Genomic DNA, 12,310 nt, shown 5'->3' on the forward strand with positions numbered 1-12,310 from the left:
TTAGACCCCTCGTTTAGCCGATTGTGCATAAGCAATGAGGAACGGGGCGCCGATGAAAGACACCACAATGCCTGCCGGAAACTCACCCGCAATGATGACGCGTCCGACGATGTCCGAGAGCAACAACACTAGCGGGCCAAGAAGCATGGATGTGGCCAACAACCGGCCGAAGGATGATCCCACCAGCCAACGCGCCAGATGCGGCACCATCAAGCCGAGGAACACAATCACTCCAGCCGCGGCGGTCGCGCTCGCAGCAAGGATCGCTACTGCCAGGAAAGTGAGCAGCCGTGTCCTGGCGACATTGGCACCCATCGATGTTGCCATTTCCTCACCGAGCGCAAGGGCATCTAAGCCACGGGCTGCCGAAGCAGCGAGCACAGCCCCAACTACCAGGCCCAAAGCGGCAAGCACTAAGGGTTGGTAGGAGCCGGTGTCAACGCTGCCGAGCATCCATCCCTTCAACCGGTCGAAGGCTTGTGGGTTTACTAAAGCAAGCCCATCACCGATGCCTCCCAAGATGGCGCTCAGTGCCACTCCCGCAAGAATCAATCGGAGCGGGTCTACGCCAACTCCCTGGGTGCGGCTAATAACGTAAACACCAGCGCCCGCGAGGAAGGCGCCGGCGAGCGCGAGAACAAAAACGTTCGCTGCGGATCCTTGAATTCCGAAAGCAAGCCCGGTGACGATAGCAAAGGCAGCACCTGCGTTGATGCCGAGCACGCCTGTGTCTGCCAGGGGATTGCTGGTGAGCGCTTGAATGAGCGTGCCGGCCAGGCCAAGTGACATGCCCACTGTAAGTGCAATGAGTGTACGGGGAATGCGACGGTCCCACACCACTGCTGAGACAGTAGGGGAGGAGTATGGATCTATCAGCGACGCTAGTACTTCGGGGAGGGCGATCGCGCGGGCACCGACCGCTAGGCTCAATAGGCTGGCGCTGCACAATGCGGCTAGGAGAATGCCGATTACTAGCGAAAGCGCCAGGGGTTTGGATTGCATTCGGATAGTTTAACTAAATACCAAAAGGTTAGGCTAACCTACTCTCATGAGAATCGTAGAAACACATCGGCGACGCGCCGCCCTCGCCCTGACAGCAGTGGCCACTCTTGCATTTTCCCTAGCTGGCTGCTCGGCCGAATCGGATCCTGGCGCTAACTCGTCTCAAGGAAACAAAGAAGTCGCCGTTGGCGGCGCCCAGTTTGGAACCGCGGATGCTGAGACGGCGAAGCTCGGTAGCGATGCGCAGCCGGGCACATTCCCGCGCACCGTCACTCATGCGGCTGGCACCACCGAGATCAAGGAACGCCCGCAGCGTGTTGTTGTGTTGGATACCGGTGAACTAGACGCTGTCCTCTCGCTCGGAATTACCCCGGTTGGCATGGTCACAACGAAGGGTGCGCAACCAGTGCCAAGCTATTTGGCGGATAAGGTCAAAGACGTGCCCAGCGTAGGCACGCTCAATGAGCTAAATGTAGAGGAAATCGCTGCACTGGAGCCAGACCTCATCTTGGGCAGCCAGCTCCGCGCCGATAAGGTCTACCCGCAACTTTCTGAAGTTGCGCCGACCGTGTTTTCCATTCGACCAGGCTTCCCATGGAAAGAAAACTTCCTGCTGGTTGGTGAATCCCTAGGCATGGAAAAAGAAGCCGAAGCGAAGCTCGGCGATTACGCCAACAAGGTGTCGGAATTGAAGAAGAACGTTCCCGCCAACACCACTGTTTCACTGGTGCGCTTTATGCCAGAGAAGCTGCGACTCTATGCCAACAAGTCCCTCATCGGTGTCATCTTGCACGATGCTGGCATCGCGCGCCCCGAAAAGCAGAACATCGATGACCTCGCCGTGGAGATTTCCCCGGAAACCATTGACCAAGCCGCCGGTGACGTGATCTTCTACTCCTCATATGGCAAGCCCGAGGTAACCGGAGAAACCGCAATCACTGAAGGTGCTGCCTGGAAGAATCTCCCGGCAGTGCGGTCCGGTAATGCACATCAGGTAGACGATGATGTGTGGTTCTTGGGTCTCGGCCCGACCGGAGCGATGCAGATTGTCGACGACCTCGGCCACCTACTTCCGAAGAAATAGCACCTTAGTGCTCGACTTCCGGCCACTGTTTCGCTAGCTCGTAGCCATCCGCCCCAGTTACCCATTCCAGCTGGCCCCGGCCATCAGCTGTCTCTATCGGAACGGCAGTACCGTGCGCCAGTAGGTGCTCGCCCGGGGTGAGTTCGCGGATAGCGACGCGCTCAACACGCCCCGGGTGCTCCATAGCCAGGTTCCCGTAGGTGAGCGGGTCATGTTGGCCATCATCACCCACCAGGATCCAGTGGATATCCGGGAAGTCAATGATCAGATTACGCAGCTGCACCTTCTTGTGCTCCTGGCCAGAGCGAAACAGGCCGGTCTGCGTTGGGCCCCAGTCGGTCAGCAAAAGCGGACCCTTCGGGAAGCCATGTCTTGCTAGGAAGCTGGCCAGCGAAGGAAAAGTGTTCCAGGCGCCGGTAGACAGGTAAAACACCGGCATGTGCTGCCCGTACTTCTCCCGCAGGCAGGCATAAAGCTCAGCCATCCCCGGGACTGGCTTTCGAGCATTTGTTTTAAGGAACCAGGAGTTATAGGCCGCGATCATCGCGCGCGGCAGCATAGTCACCATCACGGTGTCGTCCACGTCAGAGACCAGCCCATACTTCACGCCTCGTTCCAGCACGAGGACCTCGGCCTCGGCGGATTCGCCGCCTTCGACGTCGATACGCACGCGTTGCCAGCCGGGTGCCAAACCATGGTTCGAGATTGGCACGTCGATGTAGCCGTCGTGATTAGTCCGAGTGTGCACCGTTTGCTCGCCGGCGTGGATCGTGACGGCGGCATCGCCCACCTGGAGCGTAAAGAATTGACGAAAACCGCGCTGTACCTCGGCTTTCGGCGGCTCCGGATTGTGCATCAGTACCCGTGCAAGCACGCGGATCCGATCGGCATCGCCGTAGCCGTAGTAGCCGGTGACAGCGGGGCGCCACCCGGCCTGCGCCGCGCGCCGCGTGCCGACGCCATTGATGGTGTTATCCAGTTTCCGAACGATATCTGAAAGCGCCATGGGGCCAGATTAGCGGAGCTGGCTGGAGCGGTGGGGCGGTCAGCGAGCTTCGAAATCGGATTGATACTAGGACTTTTTCAGTAACGATCCCATAACTTCCTGACCAGGTGGTTTGGGGAGAAATCGGTGCCCGCTTGGTGGAATTGTTACCACTTTTGGCCAGGACAGCCAGCAGATTTCCAGAAAAGTGCGAACACTAGATGACATGACCACCCCAAATTCAAACCCAGCCAACAACATCCTGAACACCATCCAAAACAACGTCCAGAAGTTCCTAGACCAAGGCAAGTCTGATGCCGCGCCGGCATTCATTCAAGAGGGCTACCTTTTCGCCGCGAAGATGCGTCGCAAGGCAGGACTCGCCCCAGACAGTGACCAGCCCTTCACCTTCAACCTGCTCGGCAAACCCACCGTTCTTGTGCGAGGCGCGGAAGGCATCCGCCTGTTCTATGACACCACGCGGATGAAGCGCCACGGCGCAATGCCGAAGTTCATCTCTGGCCCACTCTTCGGCGCCGGTGCCGTGCATGACCTCGACGGCGAGGAGCATGCCAAACGCAAGGCCCTCATGGTTTCCCTCGCCTACGACGACGCCCGCGTAGAGCAGTTCAAGGGGCTCGTGGCCGAGGAAACTGAAACGATGCTGGATAAGTGGCGTGCACAGGAAGGCAACGTATACGACGATGCCGCAATCGCCTATGGCCGCGCCGCCTTCCGCTGGGCGGGCATCCCCATGACTGACCAGGAAATGGAAGAACGCGCCACCCAATACAGCCGGTTGCTGGACACCTTTGGCAATCCGCTGACCAACGTGGTGTCTTGGCGTGAGCGCAAGCGCCTCGACCAGTGGGCCGAGCAGGTCATCCACCAGGTGCGCGCCGGGGAGCTCGCGGTGGAGCCGGATTCGGTCGTCGCCAAGCTAGCGGAGTCGGACATGGATGACCGCACCGCCGGCATCGAGCTGCAGAACCTCACGCGCCCGACCGTTGCCGTCTCCCGCTTCGCTGCCTTCGCCGCGGCCGCGCTGGTACAGCACCAGGATTGGTTGCAGCGCATCCGCACCGCCGCTAACGGCACGCTTATCGACGTCCCGGAAGCAATCGCCTTCGCCCAGGAAATACGCCGTACCCACCCATTCGTGCCGTTGCTCCCAGCCGAAGCAACCCAGGATACCGAGATCTCCGGCTGCCCAGTGCACAAGGGACAACGCGTGCTCATCGACATCCTGAACACCAACACCGGCAGCAGCTGGGAGCGCTCCGGCACCTTCGACCCTTCGCGATTCCTCAATGTGGATGCAGAGGAGATCGAGACGTTCATTCCACAGGGAGGCGGATCCGTGCATGAGGGCCACCGCTGCCCTGGCGAGAAGATCGCGGTGACGGCGCTCTCCGCAACCGTGGCTGCGCTATCTCGCCCCGAAGTGCAGATTTCCGATGACCAGGAAGACACCACCTTCTCTTGGACCAGCATGCTCACTCGCCCGCGTACCGGCGTGCGAGTGAGTGTCAGTAGCTGAGGGTAGGGGAAGGGGCAGGGCGGCAGTGGCGGCCACTGGAAATCTTCCCCCTTAAACAGCGGTTTTTCCTGGTTCTGAGGCTGTTTTTCGCGGTTTGGCGGGGAAGATTTCCCCTTTCCCCTTCCCTCCTTCCTCTTCCAACTCACTCCACCCGCGAAATCGGCACGTCATTTTCCTGCGCCCAGGCTAGAATCTCGGCAACGGTCTGATTCCCCAGGTCAGCAACGCGCCCGGCCATGCGCTCCGCAAAATGTGGCTCTAGTGCAGCCACTGCCACCCAGCCGTCTTTGGCCTGGTAAAGCCCGTAGGTTTCCAGCCCGCCGCCAAGAATTCCACCCGGTGCAGTGATGCCGTGGCGCAGGGGAGTGGCGGCATCTGTGGCGGCTTGTTTGAGTCCGATGCGGATGTGGCCGCCATGGCCGTCGAGAAGCAGGGCGAGGGCTGCAGAGACGGCTTGCTCAGCACCCATAAGGTCTCCCAATAGGATTTTTGGCAGGTGCGGTGGGCTGAGCGTCCCTGCTTCTGCCTGATAGGTGAGGTCGTGGCCGGGGTGTTCGGGGTCGGCGACATCGCCCACGATGTCCACGTGGCACAGGTGCTGAGTCGACGCCGGGCTCAGCCCCATCCGCGCGAGTGCCGACGGCCGGTGCGAGGTAATCAGCACGTCGGCAGATTCCAGCAGCTCCGCGAGCCGCTGCTGCCCCTCGGATGACTTCAGATCCAGCGTGATCGTGTCGTAGTGGGCGGAAAGTTCTGCATGCCAACTAGGTGAAATATGGCGTAGGGGATCGCCGTTGGGTGGTTCGATGCTGAGCACGCGCGCGCCGAGTTGGGCAAGTCGCGCGGCGGCCCAGGGGCCAGGCACGTTGACGGCCAAATTGATGACGGTGGTGTTAGCTAAGGGCTGCATGGCCCCAGCCTAATGTGACCCAAGTCTCTGTTGGATGGTTTCGGGGAATTGGCTGCGGCAACGGTTGCCGACATTCCTGGCACACTGGGAGTTATGTACCACTTTTATGAGCCCACTAAGGACATTGGCCTGCCATACTCGCCGGTCAACGCGATCATCGCGCCCCGCCCCATCGGTTGGATCAGTTCGCTCGGCGCGGACGGCACGGCGAATCTTGCCCCCTACAGCTACTTCAATGTGTTCAATCGACGCCCGCCGATCATTGGTTTTGCCTCCATCGGGTACAAGGATTCCGTCGCCAATATTGAGGCGGCGGGTGAATTCTGCTGGAACCTGGTCGACGAGTCTCTCGCCGAGGCAATGAACGCCACCTCCGCACGGGTTGCGCCCGGTGTTGATGAGTTCGAGCTGGCGGGCCTTGCCAAACGTAGCGGCCGCATCGTTTCTGCCCCGCTTGTCGACGCCGCCCGGGCCGCCTTCGAATGTCGCGTCTCCCAAGTCATCCGCCTGAACACTGCCAGTGGTGATGAATTGGATACCTGGTTGGTGCTCGGGGAGGTTGTCGGTGTTCACATTGACGAGGATCTCCTCGTAGACGGGCTTTTTGATACCGATGCCGCTAGGCCAATCGCCCGGGCTGGCGGGCCCGCGACCTACTACACATTGGGTGAGGCCTTTGAGATGGTGGGGCCTTAGGCACCCAAAGCATTGACACCCCCCTCCCGATCGGTTAGGTTAGCCTTACCTGAAGCATAGGAGGGGTACGGTGAATTACGCCATAAAGGGCGCCGAGCGTAAGGTCGCGCGCAGCCAGGCTTGCCGCATTATCAGTGGTGGCGGGGATATGTCATTGACCGCGTATCAGATCAATGCGGGTGAGCAGCTTGACGTAGTGGCCCACGGTTTGGATGACCAAGGGCGGCTGACATTCGTCTGCCGTGCGGAGGATGCGCTGCTCTATGAAGATATGGCCGTGCGCGTTGATGCCGTCCTCAAGGCCCCCGAGTTTCGGGCCGACATCATTTCCGCAAGCCTGCATGGTTTGGGAGTGGTGGAGTGGCAGGAGTTCCATGGCCAATTCCGCTCCGGGATTATCCAAGTTGAGCAGGTATTTGTGCACAATTTTGCGCAGCCGATCCCGTTCCAATTCGGTGAGATTGTTGGCGACGCCATGCATCTGCCGGAAGTGGTGGTCGATGAATTCGCGGCGCGCGAGGCTGTCGGCGAACTGAGCAAACAGCAGTGCAACACGCTTATCGACGCCGTCGTGGCAGAAACCTACCCCGGCGGGGCCGTGACGATGTCAGGCTTTGGCGGCTGCGAGCATCACGCGGATGAGGTCTATGTCGTCGACATCTGCGAACACGGCATCACGTTGATGCAGACGGCAAACGGCCGGATGGCCACGGCGTTAGTGCCATTCGCGAAGGCTGCATACACCATTGAAGACTTGGCAAGGCGCGTCGTCGTGCTTGCCGCTGAAGCCTCGGCGCGGCACGCCTCATCGCGTATCTGATAGCCGTGAACCGAGTGTGGGCGCGGGGCTCCTATTAACAGGGGGTCCCGCACTTCCCACGACCCGACAAGTTAGGCAACTTCGTAGTCAGCGCACTGTGCGGTGTCACCAACGATGGAGATGGACTCGTTGGTACAGAGCAGATCCTTGTTGTGGGTACATTCCAGGCGGTGGCAAGCGCCAACCTTGCCGTCAGGGGTGGCGAGGCCGCCACGAGCGTCCAGGGTGATGAAGGTGCCACAGCTGCCGGTGCCGGCAACGGTGATGGCGACTGCAGTGCAGCCCTCGTGATTGAAAGCGCATGAGGTGGTTGCGCAGGAAGAAACCTTGGTTGCGTTGGACATGATGTGGACTCCTAGAGAATTGGTATGCAGTGAATTGCGTATCTGATACCTCTGATGCTAGGGCGCTTTTGTAGGGGCCGCAAGCAAGGAAAGGCTCCCCTGACCTGCGGAAATAACGCAACACGAGTGTATTCTAAATGCTATTTGCGCCTAGAAAATCGGCGCACAATGGTCGTGATGATCCCGACGAACACCAGCAAGGCAATGACTCCGGCGATGGCGTAAAGTCCAATCTTCTTGTTGCCCGAATCAGCTGCAACCGTGGCAGGCTGGCTCGGGCTCTTGGCTGCATCAGTAGGGGTGGTCACGGGTTGTGCGGAATCGGTGAGCGTCACCACCGCCACGGAGGCGCCGTCACGCACTGCTTCCATAATGAAGGGATTATCCGGAGTTTTCCCCTCCGGGTAGGTCAGCGTCAGGGTGCGGGATCCCTTATCTATCTCGCGCTTGATGCCCTTGATCTCGGTGCCATTGACATCGAGGTAGCGCAGCTTCATCCCCTCGGTAGAAGTATTGCCAAACTGGTTGTATAGGCTCATCGCCTGGGAAAGGCTCAGTTTGGCGATGATCTGGTTGCCCTCGATCGTCGAATCGAGGTGAATCTGCTCTGCAGCGGAACGATCTACATCACCCGGATTCGCAGCGTCACCGGCGGCGCCTCCAGCTGAAGGAGTTCCCGAGGCAGCCCCGGAGCTAGCCTCTGATTGCAGCTCCTGCAGCTCCTGTGTCGGCACTGCGATAGGTGCTGCGCCTTCCTCCGCAATCAAAGTAATGGAAGCGCTCTGACCGGCCGCAGAGACTGGGACATTAGCAGTGCCGGAGGCGGGAGCGGTCACTGTAACGGCGGAGCCTGCGGATACAACGTTCCAACCGTTGCCGGAATAGCTTGCGGATACCGGGATGCCTAAGTCTACGGTCGTCGTTTCGCCAGCTGGAACCGAGATGGGACCGCCGATCATGGATTGGGCGTCGATACCCGCGGGCAACTGGGCGCTGGCCGGGGCGGCGAGGCCAAGGGCGGACGCGGTGAGGAGGGTGGCGAGGATGCGACGCACGAGTTAAGTACCTTTCGACGAATACGTTGGTGCCAACTTAGCAGTTTCCTGTGGCGTGCGATTTCGTAGACATGTCTGCAATATACTGCTTTCATGCGAAAATTCCTCGATGTCATCTCCGCCATTGCCCGTTTCTACATGGCGTATGTGTGGATACATGCCGGCACCGCAAAGCTCGGCAACCACATGGAGATGACCCAAGCGATCACCGCTTACAAGATCTTCACCCCAGAGTGGTCCGGATACTTAGCGCAGCTGATCGGCCCGCTGGAGCTCGCCGGCGGAGTGCTCCTGCTACTCGGGATCTTCCTGCGCCAATCCTCCAAGGTCGCTGCGGTGGTGCTGGTGCTGTTCATGGTCGGCATCAGCCAAGCGTGGGCGCGCGGCCTGGCCATCGACTGTGGCTGCTTCAATGTGCAGGGGCTTAACGACGCCCAAACCATGGACTACGTGAAGACGCTGGCGCGCGACGCAGGCTATCTACTCCTGACGGGTTGGACAATCTGGCGTCCCTTCCGCCGGTTCGCTATTTACTCTAAGTAGATCTAGGGAAATCTTCCCCCTAGTAACGCGGAAAACTGGGGATTTCAGGCATCTAAATCGTTGCTTGACGGGGAGGATTTCAGGCGCTGCAGCAGGCGCGCGATGCGGTTCCTAAAATGCAGCGGTGTTCGCATCTGATGCCTGGTAATCCGGACGGGGTGCCAGCCCAGCATGATGAGTTCTTGGACAACCTCGGAGTCATAGTCGTGTTGCTGGCGTTGGAGGTGGGGTGCGCCGTCATAGAACAGTGCCAAGCGATGTTCTGCTGCAGCCAGATCGGCGCGCGTAATCAACGATCCATTGCTTCTTCTGAAGGCGTATTGAGTCTGCCAAGTGGCAAGACCCAGTACTGAAAGCCGCAGATATGTTTCTGGTGGCGAATCGACTCCCAATGCGCTGAGTTGCCACAGCTTAAGGAACTCATCTTTATCGAAGCGGTCCGTGCACGCCGCCAACACCTCAGCATGGTGAAATCGGACAAAACGTCGAAAACTATCAATAACCTGCACTGACCGAATTTGCTGAGGAGTCCACTCCGGTAACTCGGGCACCCACCAGTCGCAGTAGCCATCACGGACCTCGGTTAAACAATCGACGAGCGCGATGGCCGGGGGCACTAATCGTAGTGGCATGGAGCCACCACTAGCTTCGAAGACGCTAAACCTATGAGTAATGAAACGATGGTGCACCTTCAAATCTGAGTCTTTTGCCAGCGACTTAGAAAAGGAATGGATCATAACGGGAGCATTTTCGTGGAAGTAAGGAAGGCCCCAGAACTGCGCGGCAGCCCAGCTTCCTAAAACTCCCGAAGGGAAACGTAAAAGTGCAGCCTGAGAGCGGATACGTAATGGCAATTCGCCAGCCGGAACCATGGAATTGGGAAGGTAAATGCCACGTGAAATACGTGTAAAACGCGTGCGAATATGGTGTTCAGTAAGTCCGCATCGGAGGAGTTCGCTTTTGGTCTGAGGTAGAGAGCCCATACTAAGTTAGACTGCGAACCTCATCGAAATGGTTGCATCACACTGAAGGTGTGGGTGCCCCCTATGGGGTCCTGGTGTGCCGGCTCGGTGGCCGGATTGCCGGCGAAATCTTCCCCGCGGAACTGCGGCAGATCCCGCAAAACAGCGAGTGTTTTCACGTTTTGGCGGGGAAGATTTGCAAGGGGGCAAGGGTGCAAAGGGGGGGGCAAGCCCGCAACTCAGCGTTGGAGGAGTAGTTCGCGTACGCGCGGCACGACTTCCGTGCCAAAGAGCCGGATGCATTCTTCCGCGACGGAATCGGGGTGCAGACCACAGGTGTAGCGCATGATGAAGCGATTCAGCCCTAGGTGCTCGACGGTACTAGCGATCTTCGCAGCCACGGTGTCCGGGGAGCCGATGAAGAGCGCGCCTTGCTCGATCTCCTTGCTGAAGGTTTCGGACATGTGCTCAGCTGGGATGCTGTCCCCAACATGATGGGCCCAGGACGGGAAGGAAGCTTCTCGGGCGACGTCATCACTTGCAGCGACGAACCCCGGTACCAGGATGCCGAGTGGCAGGTCGCGGCGGCCGAAGCGGGAAATAGCTTGGTGGTACATGTCCACGAAGTGCTTCTGCTTCAGCGGATTGCCGGAACTGATTTGCAGCATGATCGGGATGTTGTGGCTTGCGGCCTGCAAAATTACGTCGGACCGGCCGACAACTTCGATCCATGTGGCATCTGCCCGGCACTGCTCAATCATGGCGACCCATTCGGCGAGCTGGGCGTTGAAGGTTTCGCTGGTGCTGGCATCTGCTGTGGGATCCGCGCCGGGTGGGGAGAAGTTGTCCCGCTCCAACACGATTTCCGAGCGCTTGCCGGTGAGCTCGAGGACTTGGTGGAATTCTGCGTGTCGTTGGCTTAGGTTGGTGCTGTTTACGTCACCTATCGAGGTGGTCAGTTTGATGCGTGACGTGCGCTGTGCAACCTGCTGGATAAGGCAAAAGGGATCAAGCTCAAGAAGCGTGGTGGAAAAGGAATCGTTCACCCCGAAGACGTCCAAGCCACATTCTTCAGCGAGGATAGCCTGCTGGAGGGTTGCTGCGCGCCGGGTTGTGGCATCGCCGTGCGTTAGGGGCGCGGGATGGCCGGGCACGTGATAGTTGGCAACACCGAATTCGACTGCGAAGGTGTCTGCCTGCGCGATTGGCATCGCGACCTCCAAACCTATAGGTATTTAAATCGGACTTTAGTATATCTGCAGCATTGGCTTTGAAGTGCATTTCTACCCACAAATAATGTCCGAGATCACTGTAGATCTGTGGTGGTGTCTATAATTTTCTGAAATTTTTCGCGCATCCTGGCGATGGAAAGGCTGCATTAGCCGTGTACCTGGCGACAAGACCGCGACATTCCTGAATTATGTAAGCATTCACTAAGTGAAGTGTTAATCTGTGCTAATTCATTCAAATAGCACACCCCCGAGAATGAAAACATGTTCTTCAAATCCCAATACTGGGGGAGATTGTGGGGGATTCCTGTTAGTGGAAACGAACTTCCACCTGATAGTCGGTTTTGCCGGATTGCTCCAGGTAGAGCTTCGCTTGGGCTTCGATCAAATTGGTGAGTTGCTCTTCTGCACGGGTGAGTAGGCCGCCGGCAATGGCTTTATCGGTGGCGCGAGCTTCTTCGGCTGCGATGAATTTGGCGTAGTCGGAGACCTCGTTCGGATTGAAGGGGTTCATTGACTGGTCGTAGACCTGGATCGAGTTCTGGTCGATGTTCGCGGAAAGTACTTCCGGCTTCGGAATATCAAAGCTCACTTTCCGGGCGGCGTCGTCATATTTAGGCTCGATGGTTGTCGCATCGGGTAGCCCCGCCTTCACCACGCCGTCATAAGTAATAAGGAAGGACTTGCCGGTGAGGGGCACCGTCACATTGAGCAGTCGAAGACCTTCTTCGTCGGACTTTCCCACATTGGTGAAGGAGTATTCCTCCACGGCTAGTTCGGCGATGTGCTCGAAAGATTCGCTCACTGTGGTGGATTGGTGGCTCACCTTGCTCTCGCCTGGTTTCGGCAGGGGCGAGACCCAGTAGATGCCGGCGAGAATGGCGAGCACTCCGATAATGGCCAGCAATTTGGTCAGGAGGGGAGTGCGAGCGATTTTCGGGACGGGATGGGACACGGGTGCCACCTTTCATTTCGGGTTATCCCCAAAATTTTAGTTCCTCATCTTCATGACATGACAGCATTGCGGGCTACCGCGTGCTTATCGACGCTCATCGGTGACCATATTGTTAGGTATTTTCTTTCACAGCCCTCAGAGCCGCCAGCTTTCAGCTAGTAAGGTCGATGCGGTATCTAGAAAGG

13 protein-coding genes are annotated in these 12,310 nt (G+C 58.4%); 5 read left to right on the forward strand and 8 right to left on the reverse strand.

Going from position 1 to position 12,310, the window contains the following annotated elements; genetic code table 11:
* Positions 1–1,002, reverse strand: coding sequence for a FecCD family ABC transporter permease (locus WG936_RS08470; RefSeq protein WP_339572657.1), 1,002 nt, complete (start codon positions 1,000–1,002; stop codon positions 1–3).
* A 46-nt stretch (positions 1,003–1,048) separates the two neighbouring features.
* Here WG936_RS08470 and WG936_RS08475 point away from each other — a divergent pair, with 46 nt between their 5' ends.
* The gene (locus WG936_RS08475) at positions 1,049–2,086 is read left to right on the forward strand and encodes an ABC transporter substrate-binding protein (RefSeq protein WP_339572658.1); all 1,038 of its coding nucleotides are present in this window, start codon (positions 1,049–1,051) and stop codon (positions 2,084–2,086) included.
* Positions 2,087–2,090: 4 nt separating this feature from the next.
* Here WG936_RS08475 and WG936_RS08480 read toward each other — a convergent pair whose 3' ends face one another.
* Positions 2,091–3,092: an App1 family protein gene (locus WG936_RS08480; protein ID WP_339565434.1), complete on the reverse strand. Its 1,002-nt coding sequence runs from the start codon at positions 3,090–3,092 to the stop codon at positions 2,091–2,093.
* A 205-nt stretch (positions 3,093–3,297) separates the two neighbouring features.
* Between WG936_RS08480 and WG936_RS08485 the strand changes: the two genes are divergently transcribed.
* Positions 3,298–4,611, forward strand: a complete 1,314-nt coding sequence (locus tag WG936_RS08485; protein WP_339572659.1) for a cytochrome P450 — start codon at positions 3,298–3,300, stop codon at positions 4,609–4,611.
* Positions 4,612–4,753: 142 nt separating this feature from the next.
* Here WG936_RS08485 and WG936_RS08490 read toward each other — a convergent pair whose 3' ends face one another.
* On the reverse strand, positions 4,754–5,521 hold the full coding sequence (locus WG936_RS08490; protein WP_339565436.1) for a CoA transferase: 768 nt from the start codon (positions 5,519–5,521) through the stop codon (positions 4,754–4,756).
* 93 nt (positions 5,522–5,614) lie between these two features.
* Between WG936_RS08490 and WG936_RS08495 the strand changes: the two genes are divergently transcribed.
* Both WG936_RS08495 and WG936_RS08500 read left to right on the forward strand, forming a co-directional pair.
* Positions 5,615–6,217, forward strand: a complete 603-nt coding sequence (locus tag WG936_RS08495; protein WP_339565437.1) for a flavin reductase family protein — start codon at positions 5,615–5,617, stop codon at positions 6,215–6,217.
* Positions 6,218–6,287: 70 nt separating this feature from the next.
* Positions 6,288–7,037, forward strand: a complete 750-nt coding sequence (locus tag WG936_RS08500; protein WP_339565438.1) for a hypothetical protein — start codon at positions 6,288–6,290, stop codon at positions 7,035–7,037.
* 71 nt (positions 7,038–7,108) lie between these two features.
* Here WG936_RS08500 and WG936_RS08505 read toward each other — a convergent pair whose 3' ends face one another.
* Positions 7,109–7,381: a DUF1540 domain-containing protein gene (locus tag WG936_RS08505; protein WP_339565439.1), complete on the reverse strand. Its 273-nt coding sequence runs from the start codon at positions 7,379–7,381 to the stop codon at positions 7,109–7,111.
* Positions 7,382–7,521: 140 nt separating this feature from the next.
* Positions 7,522–8,436, reverse strand: coding sequence for a hypothetical protein (locus WG936_RS08510; RefSeq protein WP_339565440.1), 915 nt, complete (start codon positions 8,434–8,436; stop codon positions 7,522–7,524).
* A gap of 93 nt (positions 8,437–8,529) precedes the next feature.
* On the opposite strand from WG936_RS08510, the gene WG936_RS08515 reads away from it, so the two are divergent.
* Positions 8,530–8,979 (forward strand): MauE/DoxX family redox-associated membrane protein, encoded by a 450-nt coding sequence (locus WG936_RS08515; RefSeq protein WP_339572660.1) that lies wholly within the window; start codon positions 8,530–8,532, stop codon positions 8,977–8,979.
* A gap of 44 nt (positions 8,980–9,023) precedes the next feature.
* Here the strand turns inward: WG936_RS08515 and WG936_RS08520 are convergent, their stop codons facing one another.
* The 3 genes from WG936_RS08520 to WG936_RS08530 all read right to left on the reverse strand — a co-directional run bounded on the left by WG936_RS08520 (position 9,024) and on the right by WG936_RS08530 (position 12,125).
* On the reverse strand, positions 9,024–9,962 hold the full coding sequence (locus WG936_RS08520) for a hypothetical protein (protein WP_339572661.1): 939 nt from the start codon (positions 9,960–9,962) through the stop codon (positions 9,024–9,026).
* Between the two features lie 218 nt (positions 9,963–10,180).
* A complete protein-coding gene (locus tag WG936_RS08525; protein ID WP_339572662.1) occupies positions 10,181–11,152 on the reverse strand; it encodes an LLM class flavin-dependent oxidoreductase in 972 nt (323 codons plus the stop codon).
* A 328-nt stretch (positions 11,153–11,480) separates the two neighbouring features.
* Entirely contained in the window at positions 11,481–12,125 is a 645-nt protein-coding gene (locus WG936_RS08530) for a DUF4230 domain-containing protein (RefSeq protein ID WP_339572663.1), read from the reverse strand.
* Between the last annotated feature and the right edge of the window lie 185 nt (positions 12,126–12,310).

Source organism: Corynebacterium sp. H127, assembly GCF_037482665.1.
Lineage (GTDB): Bacteria > Actinomycetota > Actinomycetes > Mycobacteriales > Mycobacteriaceae > Corynebacterium.